At 69.1% G+C, this 18,762-nt stretch carries 15 protein-coding genes; 5 read left to right on the top strand and 10 right to left on the bottom strand.

Translation table 11 applies throughout. The features are described 5' to 3' along the window. Positions 1 to 70 precede the first annotated feature (70 nt). The 5 genes from HNP52_RS02075 (at position 71) to HNP52_RS02055 (ending at position 10,632) form a co-directional block, all read left to right on the top strand. Positions 71 to 6,151 carry an autotransporter-associated beta strand repeat-containing protein gene (locus HNP52_RS02075; protein ID WP_184161787.1) on the top strand — a complete coding sequence of 2,027 codons (6,081 nt, stop codon included), beginning with the start codon at positions 71 to 73 and terminating at the stop codon, positions 6,149 to 6,151. A gap of 29 nt (positions 6,152 to 6,180) precedes the next feature. Continuing rightward, complete coding sequence (locus tag HNP52_RS02070; protein WP_184161785.1) at positions 6,181 to 6,546, top strand: EF-hand domain-containing protein; 366 nt, start codon at positions 6,181 to 6,183, stop codon at positions 6,544 to 6,546. Between the two features lie 86 nt (positions 6,547 to 6,632). Continuing rightward, positions 6,633 to 7,835 carry a serine hydrolase gene (locus HNP52_RS02065; protein WP_260395863.1) on the top strand — a complete coding sequence of 401 codons (1,203 nt, stop codon included), beginning with the start codon at positions 6,633 to 6,635 and terminating at the stop codon, positions 7,833 to 7,835. Next, positions 7,832 to 9,073 carry an exo-beta-N-acetylmuramidase NamZ domain-containing protein gene (locus HNP52_RS02060; protein ID WP_184161782.1) on the top strand — a complete coding sequence of 414 codons (1,242 nt, stop codon included), beginning with the start codon at positions 7,832 to 7,834 and terminating at the stop codon, positions 9,071 to 9,073. Before HNP52_RS02065 ends, HNP52_RS02060 begins: the two co-directional genes overlap by 4 nt. Positions 9,074 to 9,081: 8 nt before the next feature. After that, entirely contained in the window at positions 9,082 to 10,632 is a 1,551-nt protein-coding gene (locus tag HNP52_RS02055; RefSeq protein WP_184161779.1) for a sodium:solute symporter, read from the top strand. Here HNP52_RS02055 and HNP52_RS02050 read toward each other — a convergent pair. From HNP52_RS02050 to HNP52_RS02005, 10 genes are all read right to left on the bottom strand, one after another. Further along, complete coding sequence (locus HNP52_RS02050) at positions 10,626 to 11,594, bottom strand: hypothetical protein (RefSeq protein WP_221416077.1); 969 nt, start codon at positions 11,592 to 11,594, stop codon at positions 10,626 to 10,628. The genes HNP52_RS02055 and HNP52_RS02050 overlap by 7 nt on opposite strands. A gap of 68 nt (positions 11,595 to 11,662) precedes the next feature. Beyond that, entirely contained in the window at positions 11,663 to 12,169 is a 507-nt protein-coding gene (gene cobU, locus HNP52_RS02045) for a bifunctional adenosylcobinamide kinase/adenosylcobinamide-phosphate guanylyltransferase (protein ID WP_184161776.1), read from the bottom strand. Next, on the bottom strand, positions 12,166 to 13,623 hold the full coding sequence (locus HNP52_RS02040) for a cobyric acid synthase (protein ID WP_184161773.1): 1,458 nt from the start codon (positions 13,621 to 13,623) through the stop codon (positions 12,166 to 12,168). Before HNP52_RS02040 ends, cobU begins: the two co-directional genes overlap by 4 nt. Continuing rightward, on the bottom strand, positions 13,611 to 14,549 hold the full coding sequence (gene cbiB, locus HNP52_RS02035) for an adenosylcobinamide-phosphate synthase CbiB (RefSeq protein ID WP_184161770.1): 939 nt from the start codon (positions 14,547 to 14,549) through the stop codon (positions 13,611 to 13,613). Before cbiB ends, HNP52_RS02040 begins: the two co-directional genes overlap by 13 nt. After that, positions 14,542 to 15,519: an aminotransferase class I/II-fold pyridoxal phosphate-dependent enzyme gene (locus tag HNP52_RS02030; protein WP_184161767.1), complete on the bottom strand. Its 978-nt coding sequence runs from the start codon at positions 15,517 to 15,519 to the stop codon at positions 14,542 to 14,544. Before HNP52_RS02030 ends, cbiB begins: the two co-directional genes overlap by 8 nt. Further along, on the bottom strand, positions 15,516 to 16,235 hold the full coding sequence (locus HNP52_RS02025) for an adenosylcobinamide-GDP ribazoletransferase (protein WP_184161764.1): 720 nt from the start codon (positions 16,233 to 16,235) through the stop codon (positions 15,516 to 15,518). Before HNP52_RS02025 ends, HNP52_RS02030 begins: the two co-directional genes overlap by 4 nt. Beyond that, positions 16,232 to 16,801 (bottom strand): histidine phosphatase family protein, encoded by a 570-nt coding sequence (locus HNP52_RS02020; protein WP_184161761.1) that lies wholly within the window; start codon positions 16,799 to 16,801, stop codon positions 16,232 to 16,234. The genes HNP52_RS02025 and HNP52_RS02020 overlap by 4 nt, the downstream gene beginning before the upstream one ends. After that, positions 16,798 to 17,811, bottom strand: a complete 1,014-nt coding sequence (cobT, locus tag HNP52_RS02015) for a nicotinate-nucleotide--dimethylbenzimidazole phosphoribosyltransferase (protein ID WP_184161759.1) — start codon at positions 17,809 to 17,811, stop codon at positions 16,798 to 16,800. Before cobT ends, HNP52_RS02020 begins: the two co-directional genes overlap by 4 nt. After that, positions 17,808 to 18,215, bottom strand: coding sequence for a DUF1636 domain-containing protein (locus HNP52_RS02010; RefSeq protein WP_184161756.1), 408 nt, complete (start codon positions 18,213 to 18,215; stop codon positions 17,808 to 17,810). The genes cobT and HNP52_RS02010 overlap by 4 nt, the downstream gene beginning before the upstream one ends. Beyond that, the gene (locus HNP52_RS02005; RefSeq protein WP_184161753.1) at positions 18,215 to 18,751 is read right to left on the bottom strand and encodes a hypothetical protein; all 537 of its coding nucleotides are present in this window, start codon (positions 18,749 to 18,751) and stop codon (positions 18,215 to 18,217) included. The genes HNP52_RS02010 and HNP52_RS02005 overlap by 1 nt, the downstream gene beginning before the upstream one ends. Positions 18,752 to 18,762: the final 11 nt, after the last annotated feature.

Raw genomic sequence — 18,762 nt, 5'->3', positions numbered from 1 at the left:
CAGAAATCGTGAACGCCAGCCCGGAGCTGGACTTGGCCATGCGGCAGGTGCCGCGATGGGGGGATGACTCATGACTAGAACGATCCGCGCGCGCAGCCTGCGCACCCGCCTGCTGCTTTCCGCCTGCTTCGTGGCGCTGCCCACGGTGGCGCATGCCCAGAACACGACGATCGCCGCGGGCACGACCAAGACCAGCAACACCAATCTGGACGCCGACGACACGCTGACCGTGGCGGCAGGCGGGACGATCCAGGTGGCGGGCAACCGCGCGGTGACGATCAACGGTGCCAGCACCGGCACCGGCATCGTCATCACCAACAACGGCACGATCGAAGGCACGCCGACCAGCACGACCAATGGCCGCGCGATCAGCGGCACCGGCGGCGCGGCCAGCGGCAACACGCCGGCGCCCGTCTGGGAGCGGACGATCACGATCAACAATAGCGGCCTGATCCGCGGCGCGAACGACGCGATCCAGATCACCGCCACTGCCGCCGACAGCGGCGTGATCACGATCAACAATTCGGGCACGATCGTCAGCACCGGCGCGACCAACACGGCCGGGATCGGCCAGGCGTCGCAGGGGGTGGAAGTGACGATCCCGGGCGCGGTGCTCAACCTCACCAACCTCGCCGGCGGATCGATCAGCGGCAATCAGGGCGTGCTCACCTCCGCGAGCGCGACGATCGTCAACGCGGGCACGATCACCGGCACCGGCGCGGTGGTACAGACGGGAACCGACACCAACGGCCAGCCGGTCTATAGCGCGACGCAGGGCGAAGGCGTGCGCGCGAACGGCACCCTGGTGCTCACCAACGAAGCCGGAGGCGTTATCAGCGGCGTCTATGGCGTGATCGGTGCCGGCAACAGCACCATCATCAACCGCGGCACGATGAGCGGCGGCGAGGGGGGGCTGACCACCTCGACCCTCACGCGCGAAGCGATCCGGATCAATCTGAGCGCGACGAGCACGCTGAACAGCGTCACCCTGGCGGCCGGCAGCGTCACCTCGGCGGGCACGGGCAGCAATGCCAGCGGTAATGCGGTGGCGATCGGCGGCTCGCCCGTCGCCGGCACTGTCAACACGCTGACCATCGAGACCGGCGCGGTGATCAACGGCAACATCTCGATCACCACCAACGCCAATTCCACCGACATCCTCAACCTGACCGGCACCGGATCGCAGTTGCTGGTGAACACCAGCGGCGTCGACACGCTCAACGTGCAGGGCGGTACCTGGGGCATCACCAACAGCCAGACGCTGCGGAACGGCGCGACGATCTCGGCCGGCGCGACGTTGCGCTATGACGACAGCGGCAGCTCGGGCGGTTCGATCGCCGGGACGATCGTCAACGACGGCACGCTGATCCAGAACCGCACCAGCACGGTGACCAACACCGGCACGATCAGCGGCAGCGGCGGCGTGCAGATCGTCAACACCGGCCAGCTCACCCTGTTCGGGCAGAACAGCTATTCCGGCGACACGGTGGTCAGCAACGGGCGGTTGCGCTCGGGCATGACCGACAACAGCTTCTCGGCCAATTCGGCGCTGATCGTCACCAATCTCGGCGTCATCGACATGACCGACACGACGACCACGCCGACGATCGTCGATGGCCAGACCGTCAATGTCAGCACCCCGGTCGCGCGCAACCAGACGGTCGCCAACATCTCGGGCAACGGCTCGATCCGGACCAGCAGCGGCAGTTCCGGCGGCGCGATACTGACCACCGGAGCGGGCGGCGGCGACACCGAGTTCTCCGGCGTGATCAGCGGCCTGGGCGGGCTGACCAAGGTCGGCAGCGGCACGCTGACCCTGTCGGGCGCGAACACCGCCAGCGGCCAGCTCAGCGTGACCGGCGGCACCGTGGCGCTCACCCGGTGGAGCGGCGCGACCAGCGTCACCAGCGGGGCGACGCTGACGGGTGCGGCGCGGATCTATGGCGTGCTGAGCGTCGACAACGGCACGCTCGCGCCGGGCAGCAATGGCGTGGGCAAGCTCAATGTCGACGGGCTGGTCCTCTCCGCGGGCTCGCTGCTCGCCTATGATCTGGCTGCGCCGGGGACCGGCGACCGGATCCAGGTGAATGGCGACCTGGTGCTCGACGGCACGCTCAACATCAACGATGTCGGCGGGTTCGGCGAGGGCGTCTATCGCCTGATCGACTATAGCGGCGCGCTGACCGACAATGGCCTGGTGATCGGCGGGGTACCGGCGGGCGCCAATGGCAGCCTGATGACGATCCAGACCTCGGTCGCGACCCAGGTGAACCTGATCTACGGCACGCCGGCGGCGACCACGATCCAGTTCTGGGATGGCACCGACAATTCGGGCGACGGCATCGCACAGGGCGGCAGCGGCAGCTGGACCAACAGCTTCCCCAACTGGACCGATGCGGCGGCGACCAACAACAGCGCCTGGTCCGGCGCATTCGGCGTGTTCGGCGGCACCGCCGGCACGGTGACGGTGGACGACGCCATCCTGTTCACCGGCGCGCAGTTCATGACCGACGGCTATGAGATCGCCGACGGTACCGGCACGCTGAGCGCCGACAGCCCGCTGACCAACATCCGCGTCGATCCGGGCGTGACCGCGACGATCAGCGCGGGCATCGGCGGCAGCGGCGGGCTGGTGAAGAATGATGCCGGCACGCTGATCCTGTCGGGGGCCAACGGTTATGCCGGCGCGACCAATGTGCTCGGCGGCACGCTGGTCGCGCTGAACGGCAGTGCCCTGCCGGTGACCAGCAACGTCAATGTCGCCGCGGCCGGGACGCTGGATATCCGCGCGGACCAGAGTGTCGGCGGGCTCAACGGCGCGGGCAGCGTGCTGCTCGGCGCGAACCTCATTACCGGCGGGCTCAACGCCAATGACAGCTTCAGCGGCATCGCGAGCGGTGCCGGCGGGCTGACCAAGACGGGCACCGGCACGCTGACTCTGGGCGGCGCCAATGCCTATCTCGGCGCGACCCAGGTGGATGCGGGCACGCTGCAGCTCGATGGCAGCGTCGCGGGCGCGGTGAATGTCGCGAGCGGCGCGACGCTGAGCGGATCGGGCAGTGCGGGCGGCATAGTGACGATCGCCGACGGCGCGCATCTCGCGGCCGGTGGCGCGGGCGCAGGGACGCTGACCACCGGCGGGCTGGTCCTCTCCGCGGGCTCGGCGCTCGACATGGGGCTCGGCGCGCCGAACGTTGCGGGCGTAAGCGACCGGATCCAGGTCAATGGCGACCTGACGCTCGATGGCACGCTCAACGTGACCGATCTCGGCGGCTTCGGCGTCGGCGTCTATCGCCTGATCGACTATACGGGTGCGCTGACCGACAATGGGCTGGCGATCGGTGCGTTGCCGGCGGGTTCCAACGTCCCGCACATCAACCTGCAGACCTCGATCGGAAACCAGGTCAACCTGGTCTATGACAATATCGTCCCCGAGATTCAGTTCTGGGACGGTGCGGGCACCAGCGCGAATGGCGCGATCGGCGGCGGTTCGGGCAGTTGGTCCAGCGCTCGGACCAACTGGACCAACGCGAACGGGGCCGCGAACGACAGCTGGGGCGGGCGCTTCGCTGTGTTCCAGGGCGCTGCGGGTACGGTCACGGTGGATGGCGCGATCAGCGTCACCGGCATGCAGTTCATGACCGATGGCTATGTGATCGCGGCGGGCACCGGTTCGCTGAGCCTGGCCGATGCCCAGACCAATATCCGTGTCGATCCGGGCGTGGTGGCGACGATCAGCGCTGGGATCGGCGGCAGCGGCGGGATCAACAAGCTCGACACGGGCACGCTGATCCTGAGCGGGGCCAACAGCTATGCGGGGGCCACCACCGTTGCCGGCGGCATCCTTCGTGCCGGCGTGGGCGGGGCGTTGCCGACGGGCACCAATGTGACCATCGCGGCGGGTGCAACGCTTGATCTTGCTGCCTCGCAGACCATTGCCGGCCTCGCCGGCGCGGGTAGCGTCACGCTTTCGGGCGGGAGCTTGACCACCGGCGGCGGCAATACCGACACGCGCTATGCCGGCACGATCAGCGGCAGCGGCGGGCTGACCAAGGCGGGCAGCGGCGTGTTCACGCTGGCCGGAGCGAACAGCTATACCGGCGCCACCAATGTCTCGGCGGGAACGCTGCGGCTGGATGGCGGCTCGATCACCGGCGGCGGTGCGTTGAGCGTGGCGAGCGGGGCGACGCTCGACGTCAATGGCGGCAGCCTGGTCGCGGGCACGCTGAGCGGCGCGGGACGCGTGCTGCTCGGCAGCGGATCGCTGAGCGCCGGGGGGAGCGCGAACAGCAGCTTCACCGGCGTGATCAGCGGCACCGGCAGCCTGGTGAAGACCGGGACCGGCACGCTGACGCTTGGCGCCGCCAACACTTACTCCGGCGGCACGACTGTGACCGGCGGCACGCTGGCTGCGGGCATCGCCAACGCATTCGGCAGCGGCGTGCTTACCGTGACGGCGCCGGGCGCGGTCAACCTGGCCAACTTCGCGACGACCGTGGGCGGGCTGGCCGGTGACGGCAACATCGCGCTCGGCAGCGCGGTGCTGACCGTGAACAGCGTGAACGGCTCGAGCTATTCAGGCGTGCTCTCGGGAACCGGCCGGCTGGTCAAGTCGGGCGCCGGCACGCTGACGCTGAACGGCGCCAACACGTACACCGGCTCGACCACGATCAACGAGGGCCTGCTGGTGGTGAACGGCTCGTTGGCGGGCACGCTGACGATCGGCGCGAACGGGCGGCTGGGCGGATCGGGCAGGACGGGATCGCTGAGCGTCACCGGCACGGTGGCGCCGGGCAATTCGATCGGCACGCTCAACGTGGCGGGCAGCCTGACCTTCGCGGCGGGTTCGACCTATCAGGTCGAAGTGTCGCCGACCGGCATCTCGGACCAGATCATCGCCACCGGCACGGTGACGATCAATGGCGGCTCGGTCTCGGTGCTGACTGGCGGGGCGACCAATTTCCTGCCGCTCACCACCTACACGATCCTGTCCGGATCGAGCGTGACCGGTACGTTCGGCAGCGTCGTCACCGATCTCGCCTTCCTGACGCCGTCGCTGGTCTACAGCGCCGCGAGCGTACAGCTGCGGCTGCTGCGCAACGATGTGAGCCTGGGCGCGGTGGCGCAGACGCCGAACCAGGTCGCGGTTGCCGCTGCGGTCGGCGCGCGGAGCTCGGGCGAGGTGTTCGACGCGGTGATCGGGCTCAACGCCGGTGACGCGCGGAATGCGTTCGACCAGCTTTCGGGCGAAGTGTTCGCGGCCGGCATGACGGTTGCCGGGCGCGACGGACATGACACCGCGCGCGAGCTGATCGGGCGGATCGACGGGCCACGCGGGCAGAAGAGGACCGCGTGGATCGCGGGCGACCTCGGCCAGCTCAAGGCAGGTGCACGCGATGGCCTGGCGGGCATCGAGTCCGATCGCCAGGTGATCTCGGGTGGCATCGAAGTGACCGGCGATACGCTGCGCTACGGCTTCTCCTATCGCTATGCGAAGAACGATCTCAGCCTCGATGCGCGGGCGAGCGACGGCAAGCTGGTGAGCAATTCGGCCTTTGCCTATTTCGGTTACAGCTGGGGCGGGCTGCGGATCGCCGGCGGCGCGGGCTATTCGGCGCATACCCTGTCCACCGATCGGCGGATCGCATTCGGCGGCCTCACCAATCACCTGACCTCGGACGGCGACGGCCATAGCTATACCAGCTTCGGCGAGCTCGCCTGGATGGCGCCGATGGGCAAGAACGCGCGCGTCGGGCCCTATGTCGGCGCCAGCGTGAGTTCGGCGAGCTTCGACCGGGTGCAGGAATGGGGCGGTGCCGCGGCGCTGGTCGCGGGCAAGGCGCGCAGCACCACGACGCTGGCCAATTACGGCGTGCGCGGCACTGCGACGATCAACGGTGTGACGCTGAGCGGCGACCTGGGCGGGCGCTCCTATCTGGGCGATCCGGAAGCGCGGCGGCTGTTCAAGTTCGTCGATACCGGCAATGGTTTCGAAGCGAGCGGGGCGCGGTTCGGCCGCACGGTGGTGACCGGGCGGATCGATGCTTCCACCAATGTCGGCCGCTTCGTCCTGGGCATGGGCGTGCGCGGGGAGACCGGTAGCGGCGGATCGGGCGTGACCGCACGTGCGAGCGCCGGGTTCCGGTTCTGATCGAGAAGAAAAACCAAGGAGAGTTGGACATGAAGACGTTGAAGATCGCGATTGCCATGGGCGCGCTGCTGATCTCGGGCCAGGCGCTGGCGCAGAAGGCCGGCCAGACCCGCGCCGATGCCCAGGCGGCATCGGCCAAGAAGTTCAAGAACCTCGACACCAATGGCGACGGCAAGGCGAGCCCGGCCGAGCTGCTGGCGTTCATGACCAAGGCAGCCGAGAAGCGCGGCGAGACGATGGACCAGGCCAAGGTCGATCGCCGCTTCAAGCGGCTCGACACCAATGGCGACGGCAGTGTCAGCGCCGACGAGCTGGCGGCCGAGGACCTCGCCAAGTTCGACCGGGCCGATGCCAACAAGAATGGCGTGATCGACGCGGACGAAGCCGCGCAGTGATGCACTGGCGCCTTGCCCGCTGGTTATAGGCGGGCAAGGCGCGGTTCCTTGACCCCGTGGCCGCGCCCACCCCATGCTGCCGCGAAATGCGGGACGCTGGGGAGAAGAAGATGGCCGCGACGGGACGATACTGGCCGCTGCTGGTCGCCGGCGCGCTGCTCCTGCCCGGTGCGGCCAATCCCGCGCCGCCGCCCGCTTCCCATGCCGCCGCGCGCCATGTGCAACTGGCCCCTGCCTTTGCCGAAGTCGATGCCTGGGTCGGCAAGGCGTTCCCCGGCGCGGTGCTCGCGGTCGGGCAGCATGGCAAGCTGCTGGCGGTGAAGGCGTTCGGCCATATCGACAGCGAAGCGGGCGCGCCGGTGATGCCCCGCAATGCGATCTTCGACCTGGCCTCGCTCACCAAGGTGGTGGCGACGACCAGCGCGGCCGCGCTGCTCTACGATCGCGGGCAGCTCGACCTCGATGCGCCGGTGCAGCGCTACCTCCCCGAATTCGCCGGTACGCCGGGGCACGAGGCGATCACCGTGCGGCATCTGCTCAGCCACAGTTCGGGGTTCAAGGCGCCGGGCGGGCCACTCTGGACGCATGCCGGCGACCGTGCCGGTATCCTCCGCCAGATTCATACCATGCCGGTCGGCAGCCCGCCGGGGACCGTCTATGTCTATCAGGACTTCAACCTGATCCTGGTCGGCGAGATCGTCGAGCGTATCTCCGGCCAGCCGCTGGATGGGTTCCTGAAGAAGGAATTGTTCGGGCCGCTCGGCATGAAGGACACGGGGTTCAACCCGTCGCCGAAGCTGATGTCCCGGATCGTGCCGACCGAGCAGGACGACATCTACCGCCACCGGATGATGCGCGGGCAGGTGCATGACGAGAATGCCTATATGATGGGCGGCGTTGCCGGCCATGCCGGTTTGTTCTCGACGGCTGCCGACCTCGCGAAGATCGCGCAGCTCTATCTGAATCGCGGCCGCTGGCATGGGCGGCGATTGCTCAAGCCCGAGACGGTGAAGCTGTTCATGCAGCCCCAGGGCCTGCCCGCCGGGAGCAGCCGGGCGTTGGGCTGGGACATGCCTTCGGAGAAGGGATTCACAGGGCCGCTGGGCTCGCCTCGCGCGATCATCCATACCGGCTTTACCGGGACATCGATCTATATCGATCCGGACCGCGACGCGTTCATCATCCTGCTTACCAACCGGGTGAACCCGACCCGCAACAATGCCGAGATCTTCAAGGCGCGGCCGGCGATCCATACCGCCGTGCTGACCGCGCTGGATGCGGCAAAGTGAGGCGGCTGCTTGTCCTCCTGCTCGCATTGCTGGTGGCGACCCCGGCGGCGGCGCAGGTGCGCACCGGGATCGATGTACTGCAGCAGAACGGCTTCGCCCAGCTGCGGGCGGTGGCCGCGCGGCATGGCGGCAAGCTGAAGCTGGCGGTCCTCGCCAATCCGATCAGCGTCAATCGCGAGGGGCGCCGGACGATCGACGTGCTTCGCACCGAGGGGCAGGCTGCGGTGCCCGGCATGGCCGTGGTCAAGCTGTTCAGCGGCGAGCATGGCATCAACGCGCTGACCGACGACATGGACATCGACGACAAGGTCGATGCGGCAAGCGGGCTGGCGATCACCAGCCTCTATGGCCGCACCGATGCCGAGAAACGGCCGAGCGCGGCGCAGCTTGCCGGGCTCGACGCGGTGGTGATCGACCTGCAGGATGCGGGCGTGCGCTACTGGACCTTCCAGACGCTCACCAAATATTTCCTCCAGGCCTGCGCGGCGAACGGCGTGGAAGTGATCATACTCGACCGGCCGAACCCGCTGGGCGGGCTGGCAGTGCAGGGGCCGGTCTCGACGCCGGGGCGTGAGGACTACACCAATGCCCATAGCGAGCCGATGCGCCCGGGCATGACGATGGGCGAGTTGGCAACGATGTTCAACGCCGAGGACCGGATCGGTGCGAAGCTGACCGTGGTGCGGACGACCGGCTGGAAGCGCGCCGACTGGTACGACCAGACCGGGCTGCTGTGGATCAATCCCTCGCCGAACCTGCGCAGCATCACGCAGGCCACCGCCTATGCGGGGACGGCGCTGCTCGAGGGCACCAACGTCAACATCAAGGGACCGGGCGAGGCGCCGTTCCTCCGCTTCGGCGCGCCCTGGATCAAGGGTACCGAGCTGGCCGCCTATCTGAACGCGCGGGGGATTGCCGGCGTGCGGTTCCTGCCGGTCACCTATGTGCCGGCGAACGACAAGCTCTATCCCTTTGCCGGGCAGCGCGTGCAGGGCGTCGAAGTGCTGCTGCTCGACCGTGACCGGATCGACGCGCCGGCGCTGGGCGTCGAGGCGGTTGCGGCCTTGTGGAAACTCTATGGCGCCACTTTCCAGATCGAGAAGGTCGACCGGCTGCTGCGCAACCGCGCGGTGCTCGACCAGATCAAGGCGGGTGTCGACCCGAAGAGGATCGCCGCCGGCTGGCAAGCCGATCTCAACCGCTTCAAGGCGCGGCGTGCGCGCTACCTGCTGTACTGAGGACCGCGATGCACCTGCCTTTCAGCCTGACCGACTGGGTCGTCATCCTCCTCTACCTGACGGTGCTGATCGCCGGTGGCTGGCTGTTCACGCCGCGCCATACCGGCACGGCGAAGGAGTATTTCCTCGCCGGCGGCAATGTGCCCGCCTGGCTCGCCGCGATCTCGGTGCTTTCCGCCACGCAATCGGCGGCGACATTCCTCGGCGCGCCGGACTTCGGCTACCACGGCGACTTCACCTATCTCGGCACCAATCTGGGCGGGCTGATCGGCGCGATCTTCGTCGCGCATGTGCTGATCCCGCGCTTCTACGCGGCGCGGGTGACGACGGTGTACGAGTTGCTCGGCCAGCGCTTCGGGCCGCTGGCGACGCGTTGGGCGGGCGGCATGTTCCTGTTCGGCCGGGTGCTGGCGGGCGGCGCGCGCATCTATCTCGCCGCCATTGCCATCGCGATGGTGATGACCGGCACGGTGAGCGCGCAGGGCATCTTCATCGCAGCTACCGTGCTTGTTGCCGCTGCCTTCCTCTCGACCTTTGTCGGCGGGCTCAAGTCGGTGCTGTGGATCGACCTGGTCCAGTTCGTGATCTTCGTCGGATCGGCGGTCGCGGTGCTGGTCTATCTGCGCGCGGGCATTCCGGCGACCAATGCCGAGATCCTGCAGGGCCTCGCCCATGCGCCGAACGGGGCGGACAAGCTGCGGCTGTTCGACCTGACCACCGACCTGTCGAAGCCCTTCTCGCTGCTGGCGATCGTGACCGGCATCGCGCTGCTCTACATCGCGTCCTCGGGACTCGACCAGGACACCACCCAGCGCCTGCTCGCCTGCAAGGACGCCAAGACCGGCGCGCGCAGCCTCTACTGGTCGGTGATCGCGACGGTGCCGGTGGTGGCGCTGTTCATCACGATCGGGCTGCTGCTCCATGTCTTCTACGACCGGCCCGAGCTGATGGGCGGTGCGACGGCGGGCGCGAGCCTTGCCTTTGACGGCGAGAAGATCAGCATCTTCATGCACTACATCCTCACCCAGCTGCCGCCTGGCCTGCGTGGGCTGGTGACCGCCGGGATCATCGCCGCGGCGGTGGCGACGACCAACTCGGCGCTCAACGCGATGTCGTCGGTGCTGATCGAGGACTTCTACCGGCCATGGCGGGCCGGGCGGAGCGAAGTGCCCGAGCATCATTATGTCCAGGCGGGACGCGCGGGCATGGGCGTGATCGGCGTGGCGATGCTGATCGTCGCGGTGCTGTCCTTCTACTGGCAGCATTACGCGAAGCTCGGGCTGCTCGAATTCGCGCTGTCGGTGATGGTGTTCGCCTATGCCGGGCTGATCGGCGTCTACATGACCGCGATCTTTACGCCGCGCGGGACGACCGGATCGGTGATCGCCGCGCTGATCGCCGGCTTCTTCGTGGTGCTGCTGCTCCAGCCGGCGATCGCGGGCAAGATCGGCCTGCCCGGGGCGCTTGCGCACCTTGCCTTCCCGTTCCAGCTCTGCATCGGCAGCGCGGTCGCGTTCCTCGTCGCCGTCGCGCCACCGGGCAGGACCGCGGATCAGTAGATCGCGGGGGAGTCGCTCGCGGGGAAGCTTTCCTCGAGCGCTTCGTCGAGCTCACGATCGAGCTGCTGGGCGCGCTCGTCGATCGGCAGCTGGCCGGCCAGCCAGAGTGCCAGGTTGCGCACATAGTTGCGGACCGACGCCTGGGCTTCGCGCGATGCGGCCAGCGCGTTGCCGGGCGCCTCGCTGACGAAGGTCGGGCAGCCCTTGGCGGGATCCCAATTGTAATCGGCGAAATGGTGGAAGGTCGATTCCGCCCAGGCCGGGCCGCCCTGATCCGAAGGCTCGAAGGCGACGGCGATGTTGAATGCGTTGCCGCTGACCTTGCTGGTGCTGATCGCGACGACGCGGGCCGAAGGATCGTCCGCCGGCGCACCGACCGCGCCTTCATGCGGGTGCGAGGGCAAATAGCGGATCAGGCCGCCGGGGGCGTCATCGTCGCGCAGCACCGGATGGGCATCGCCGAGGATCGCGATCTCCTGGAAATCGCCGTTCGCGCCCGAATGATAGTTGGGCCAGGAGATATAGCTGGTCTCGCGATCGTCGATCACCCTGCGCGCTTCGTCCGGATCGAGATGGTGGGTGTGGAAATAATGCGCCGCGCCGACGCCGCCGAGCGAGCAGACCGAACAGCCCAGATCCATATGGTCACGCGTCACCATCAGGCCGCGGCCCTTTTCGCGGAAGCGGCTGATCGCGGCGCAGTCCTCGTCGGCCAGCCCGTCGCCGGTATCGACCGCGAACAGCCAGAGCTGGTCGAAATCGGAATCGTCGAGGGTCGAGAGCACCGGGTCGGGCGTGCCAGGGGCGGTGCGATCACGCGCGGTCACTTCGAACAGCGGCGCGCCATCTTCGTCGGTCAGGCCGGCAAGATGCGCGTGGAGCATCGAGAAGCGGCTGATGTTCCAGTCATCCTCGACCGGCGGGATCGTGGTCTGGAGCAGGATCTTGATCGGCGACGCCATGTTGAACTCCCCAAGCAGCATCTCTGGAATATCACGCCGCCCCGGAGCGCTCCAGCACTCCGAAAGGGTTACTTGACGCGCATCGGCAGGCCCGCGACCACCAGCATCACTTCGTCGGCGGTCGCTGCCACGGCCTGGTTGATCCGCCCGGCGGCGTCGCGGAAGCGGCGGGCAAGGGCATTGTCGGGGACGATGCCGAGGCCGACTTCATTGGCGACGAGGATCAGCGCTCCGTCGAACCGGGCGACGGCTTCGGCCAGCGCCACGGTGGCGGCATCCATATCGGTATCGGCGAGCAGCAGGTTGCTGGCCCAGAGCGTCAGGCAATCGACCAGCACCACCGCGCCGGTGCCGCTGGCGGCGTCGAGTGCAGCCACGAGATCGCGGGGGGCATCCACCGTCTGCCAGCGGGCGTCACGGTCCGCGCGGTGGCGGGCGATGCGATCGGCCATCTCCTCGTCCCATGCCTCGGCGGTGGCGATGAAGATATGATTGCCGGTCAGCGCCTCGGCGCGCTGCTGGGCATAGCGGCTCTTGCCCGAGCGGGCGCCGCCAAGGACGAACAACCTGGTCATTGGGCCTCCCGGGCAAGCTGGAGCAGCGCGTCGATATCGGCATGACGCTCGAGCTCTGCGGCGATCTCGTCGAGCGCGGCATCGACGTCCGCCTGATAGTCGCGGCCCGCGCCGGCCACGCCGATCCGGGCGAGCAATGCTGTGCGCATTCCGGGCGTGGCGAGCAGGCCGTGGAGATAGCTGCCCATCACCGACCCGTCGCGGCTGACCGCGCCTTCGGGGCCGAGACCGTCGAGATCGGCGAAGGGACGGGCGGTGTCCGGGCCGGTCGTCTCGCCCATGTGCATCTCATAGCCGGTGACCGGCGCGCCGAGCGCGGTGCCGCTGGCGTGGCGCAATATCTTGGCGGGGGCGAGGCTGGTCTCGACATCGAGCAGGCCGAGACCGGCGACTTCGCCCGGCGGTCCCTCGATCCCGAGCGGATCGGCAACCGTGCGGCCGAGCATCTGGTAGCCGCCGCACAGGCCGAGCACCGCGCCGCCGCGGCGATGATGCGCCAGGATGTCCACGTCCCAGCCCTGGACACGAAGGAAGGCGAGATCGGCGATCGTCGCCTTGGAGCCGGGAAGCACGACCAGCGCGGCGTCGCCCGGTATCGGCGTGCCGGGCGGGATCATCGCCAGCTCGACGCCGGGTTCGAGCTTCAATGGATCGAGATCGTCGAAATTGGCGATGCGCGGCAGGATCGGGCAGGCGACCAGCTTGCGGCCCTCGCCCCGGGCCGCGGTGCGATCGAGAACGACGGCATCCTCGCTCGGCAAGCGGACCGTTGCGGGCAGCCAGGGGATCACCCCGAAGCCGCGCCAGCCCGCGCGCTGCTCGATCGCGCGATAGCCGTCCTCGAACAGCGCGGGATCGCCGCGGAACTTGTTGATCAGGAAGCCGCGGATCATCGCGGCGTCCTCGGGCTCGATCACCGCGCGGGTGCCGACGATCGCGGCGATCACGCCACCCCGGTCGATATCGCCGACCAGCACCACCGGCACATTGGCGGCGCGGGCAAAGCCCATGTTCGCGATGTCGCCGGCGCGCAGGTTGATCTCCGCCGGGGAGCCGGCGCCTTCGACCACGACCAGGTCGCACTGGCTGCGGAGGCGCTGATAGCTCTCCAGCACCTCGCCGATCAGGCTGCCGCGCGCCTGACGGAAGTTGCCCGAACCGAGCGTGCCGCGCACCTTGCCGTGGACGATCAGCTGCGAGGTGCGATCGGCCTGGGGCTTGAGCAGCACCGGGTTCATGTCGGTATGGGGGGGCACCCGGCAGGCGATTGCCTGGAGCGCCTGGGCGCGGCCGATCTCGCCACCGTCGCTGGTCACCGCGGCGTTGTTCGACATGTTCTGCGGCTTGAACGGGCGTACGGTGAGCCCGCGATTCGCGAAGGCGCGGCAGAGCCCGGCGACCAGCACCGACTTGCCGACATCGGAGCCGGTGCCCTGCAGCATCAGCGCGCCCATGCGACGATCCCCGCGATGATCCAGAGCAGGAGGCAGGCGCGGACATAGAGGCGCAGCGCGCGGGCGATGTCGCCTGCGTTGGCGTCGCTGCGGCCGTCGCCGATCCAGGGCTTGTTCTGCACCGCGCCGTCATAGGCGATCGGGCCGGCAAGGCGCAGCCCCAAGGCGCCCGCCATCGCTGCCTCCGGCCAGCCGGCATTGGGCGAGGCGTGCTTGTGCGAGTCCCGCAGCAATGTCCGCCAGCCCCCCGGTGCGGCGAGGCAGAGCAGCAGGCCGGACAGGCGGGCGGGGATCAGGTTGAGCAGGTCATCGCTGCGCGCCGCAGCCCAGCCGAATGCGCGCCAGCGTTCCTCGCGGTGGCCGATCATCGAATCCGCGGTGTTGATCGCCTTGTAGGTCCACACCCCGGGCAAGCCGAGCAGCAGCAACCAGAAGGCAGGGGCGACGACGCCGTCGCAGAAGCTCTCGGCCAGGCTCTCGATCGCGGCGCGGGCGATGCCGGGTGCGTCGAGCTGCGCGGTGTCGCGGCCGACGATCTTGCCGACTTCGCGGCGGGCTTCGGGCAGGTCGTTCGTGGACAGGGCCCGGGCGACCGGGCGGACATGGTCGAACAGGCTGCGCTGGGCGAGGGCCGGCCAGGCCAGCAGCGCGACGGCGAGCCAGCCCCAGGTGCCGAGATGGCGCAGCAACAGGCTCTGGAGGAGCCAGGCAGTGCCACCGATCAGGATGACGAGCAGCAGGACTGTCAGGACACCGAGCGTGCGCCGGGCCGCGAAGCCGCGCTCGCGGCGGTTCCATAGCTTCTCGCAGGTGCCGATGATCGCTGCGAACAGGCCGACCGGATGGCCGATCCGGTGATAGAGCTTGCCGGGCCAGCCCAGCGTGGCGTCGAGCGCGAGCGCGGCGAGGGCGACCGGCTCAGCCACGAAGCGCGGTTTCGAGCCGGACGAGCGCTTCGCCCGTCGAGGGCAGGCCGATGCGCAGCCAGTGCGGCTGCTCGGCGAAGGGGCGGGTCAGGATGGCGTGGCGTGCGAGCTGCTCGAACAGCGCGATGCCGCTCGGCACTTCGATCAGGCGGAAGAGCGGGCAGGCACCGATTGCGGTGTGTCCGGTACCGGCAAGCACGGCGTCGAGTGCGGTGGCGTCATTCCGGAGCCGAGCGCGCATGGCCTCGGCCCAGGCTTGATCGCGATAGGCCGCGGTACCGATCGCGATCGCGGCAGCGGAGACCGGCCAGGCGCCAAGCGCCGCGCGGATCGCGTCGAGCATCGGGCTGGGGCCGAGGACGAAGCCGAGCCGTACGCCGGCCAGTCCGAAGAACTTGCCGAAGGAGCGGAAAACCAGCAGGCGGCGGGCATCGTCGACATGATCGGCGAGGCTCAGCGCGGGGTCGGTATCGGCAAAGGCTTCGTCGAGCAGCAGCCAGGCGCCGGGCTCGCGGCGGGCGAGCAGGCCGCGGAGTTGCTCGGGAGAAAGCGCGCGGCCGTCGGGATTGTTGGGGTTGGCGAGGATCAGCGTGCCGGTACCGGCCGCGTCGAGTGGCGTCGGGATTGCGCCGGCGATCATCTCGCCATGGGTGCGATAGGTCGGCACGGCATAGTGGGCGCCGCCGCCGACAAGGCTACCCGCGAGCCGCAGCCCGATTTCGGTGCCGGGTACCGCGCAGACATGGCGCGGGTCGATCCCGAAATAGTCGGCGGCGGCGGCTTCCAGCGTCGCGAGTTCGTGCCGTTCGGGCAGGCGCTGCCAGTCGATGGCGATGGCGATGGCGATGGCGTCGGTGCCGGGCCAGGGATGGGGGTTGATACCGGTCGAAAGGTCGACCCAGTCCTCGCCGCCGAAATGCGCGCGGGCGGCTTCCACGCCGCCGCCGTGCCAGGTCCAGCTCGCGCTCATGCGAAGCGGACCAGCAGAAGCGCGGCGAGCAGCAGGCCGCTTTCGGTCAGCTCGATCCCGGCGCCGTGGCCGTCGCCCGAGATGCCGCCGAGCTTGCGCCACAGCCAGGCGGCCCAGCCGAACCACAGCAGCGGGGCGGCGAGCAGGCTGGGGGAGAACCAGCAGGCAGCGAGCAGCGTCACGCTCCAAATCGAAAGGTCGATCGGGCGCACCGCGTCACGGAAGCGCGAGGCGAGACCGGCATGAAAGTCGGGCAACCAGCGCGTCCAGAACAGCGGGGCGATGCGCGCCGCGAACGGGACCAGCGCGATGGCCAGCCAGGCACCGGTCGCGACCAGGGCGTGAAGCAATACCAGCTTGGCGATGAGCTGCACGCCGATCGCCACCGCGCCGAAGCTGCCGATATGCGGATCGGAGAGCACCGAGAGGACACGGTCTCGGTCCTTGTGCGCGGCGCCTGCGGCATCCGCGATATCACCGAGCCCGTCGAGATGCAGCGCGCCGGTGACCGCTACCCACAAGACCAGGCCGGCGAGCGTGCCTGTCCAGGGATCGATCGCGGCGCCGAGCCAGCATCCGCCCGCGACGAGCGCACCGAGGATCAGCCCGACCGCGGGAAACCAGCGCATCGATGCCGCGAACTCGGCGCCGCTCACCGACAGGCGCGGAGTCGGGAGTCGCGTCAGGAACTGGATCGCGACGATCAGGCCCTTCATGTGACGAGCCCGGAAATCTGGGCGCTCGGCTTCTCGCCCGGCCATACGCGCAGCGAGACCAAAGCCGCATAGGGCAGGTCGAAGGCCCAGAGCTTGTGCTGGCCGAAGCCGCACAGCAGGTGCAGCGCCGCGCGGATCGCGCCGCCATGGGTGACGACCAGCGTGGGCGAGGGTTCGAGTGCGGCAATGGCGGCAGAGACGCGCGCGACCAGCTCCGACCAGCGCTCGCCGCCGGGTGGCGGATTGGCGTCGGGGTCTTCCCAGAAGCGCAGCATCGCGCCGGACTCGACCTCGTCCGGTGCCAAACCGTCCCAGGCCCCGAAATCGAGTTCGCGCCAGCGCGGGTCGATAGCCGGCCAGATCCTGCCGGCGTCGGCGATCGCCGCGGCGGCGTGACGCGCGCGCTGGAGATCGGAACTGACGATGTGCTCGATATCCAGACCGGCAGCACGCGCGACGCAGGCGGCGATGCCTTCGGGTGTCGATCCGCAATCGGTGCGCCCCATCAGCCGTCCGGGCAAGGCCGGTGCACCGTGGCGCAGCAGATGCAGTGTCCAGGGCGTCACAGCTTGGCGGCGACCTGTGCCTCGGCAAAGGTCGCCATCTGGTTGTGCGCGGCCAGTGCCGAGCGGATCAGGTTGACGGCGAGGGCACCGCCGCTGCCTTCGCCGAGCCGCATGCCGAGTTCGAGCAACGGATCCAGGCCGAGCCTGGCGAGCAGCCGGACATGGCCGGGTTCCGCCGATACATGGCCGGCGATGCAATGGTCGGTGATCTCGACATTGTCGGCCGCGAGCGGGGCCACGGCCGCGCTGCTGATGAAGCCGTCGAGCACCACGGGGATGCCGAGCTGCCGGGCGTGCAACACTGCACCGGCGATCGCCGCGATCTCGCGCCCGCCGACCCGGCGCAACGTCTCGAAGGCGTCCGCCGGCCCATCGGCGTGGAAGGCGCGTGCCTGCTCCACGACCGCGGTCTTGCGGGCGATACCCTCGGCATCGACGCCGGTGCCCGGGCCGATCCACTCGGCCGCGGTGCCGCCAAAGGCGCGCAGGCAGAGCGCGGCGGCGGCGGTGGAATTGCCGATGCCCATCTCGCCCACGGTGAGCAGGTCGAGGTCGCTGGCCACCACGGCCGCACCGGCGTTGAGCGAGGCAAGGCACTCCGCCTCGGTCATTGCCGGGGCGATGGTGAAATCGGCGGTGGGGGTGTCGAGATCGAGCGCGATCACCTCGAGCTCAAGGCCGGCCGCGCCGGACAGCGCGTTGATCGCCGCGCCGCCCGCTTCGAAATTGGCGACCATCTGTACGGTCACGCTGGCCGGGAAGGCGCTGACGCCGTGGACGGTCATGCCGTGATTGCCGGCGAAGATCGCGGTACGGGCACGCCCGATCCTGGGGCGCGGATCGCCCTGCCAGCCGGCGATAAAGACCGCGAGATCCTCGAGCCGGCCGAGCGAGCCTGCCGGCTTGGTCAGCTCGGCCTGGCGTGCTCGCGCCGCAGCGATCGCGCCTTCGTCCGGAACACAAAGATCGGCGAGTGCGACACGGAAATCGGCGGGCGAGGCGAAGATCATTCTGCGACGAATCCTGGGGGCGGGGTGCGCGTGATGAAATGGCCCTTAATTCCCTCGGGCCAGGCGGAATAGGGGACACGGCCATGCTCGCTTGCCGCATATTGCACGGCATAGTCGAGAATGGCGCGCGCGCTGTCCTCGTCCGGCGTGAAACGGCCCAGGACATAGCCGACCTTGTCGGGTGCGCGCAGGTGGATGGTGCAGTGATCGGTGCAGGCGAACAGGCACGGCATTTCCTGCACCGCGACACCGGCATAGCGCGGATCCTCCGCCTGCACGGCCCGGAGCGTCGCGACCAGCCGGGCGCCGCCGCGCACCCCTGCGCCATCCTCGCGTGAGTCCGCGGAATGGCGACAGGTGTTGCAGGCGACGACCGCCGGGCCGTCCGCGACGCGGGTAAGCATCAGGCGGTGGCCAGCTTGCCGCCCGGCGCCGGCACGCCGAGCGCGACCAGCAGCCGGTAAAAGGCATAGAGCCCGATCAGGATCGCACCGTTGCGCAGGAACTGGTCGAGCGAATAGCCGGGGTGGAGCGTGATCGCCACGCCGCCCAGAATCGCCGCCCAGCACAAGGTGACCAGCTTGCCGGCAACGAACGCCGCGACATAGGCGATGGCCAGCTTCGCGACGGTCGATTGGATCCGGAGCCGGCCGAGCGCGGCATAGGCGCCGATCGCCGATCCGGCCGCCGCGGTGCCGAGCCCGACGCCCCAGAGCAGCGTCTTCGGGTCATGCGGATAGTGAAGGACGAGGAAGCCCACCGCCTGGTTGGCGCCCCAGGCGGCGAGCGCCAGCGCGATTCCGTCGCGCCGGCGCATGTGCACTGCCGCCAGTGCGGCGAGCGCCGCCACCGGGGCCGTGCAGGCAAGGGCGAAGCTGGTCGCCATGCTCGCCAGGGTGAGCAGCATGATCCACAGCGTGGATGCGCGTGCCTGCGTCATATTGCCTTCTC

The organism is Sphingomonas kyeonggiensis (assembly GCF_014204495.1).
Classification (GTDB): Bacteria; Pseudomonadota; Alphaproteobacteria; order Sphingomonadales; family Sphingomonadaceae; genus Sphingomonas; species Sphingomonas kyeonggiensis_A.
Note: the sequence above shows the minus strand (reverse complement) of the source record. Positions and strands in the feature narration are given on the sequence as shown.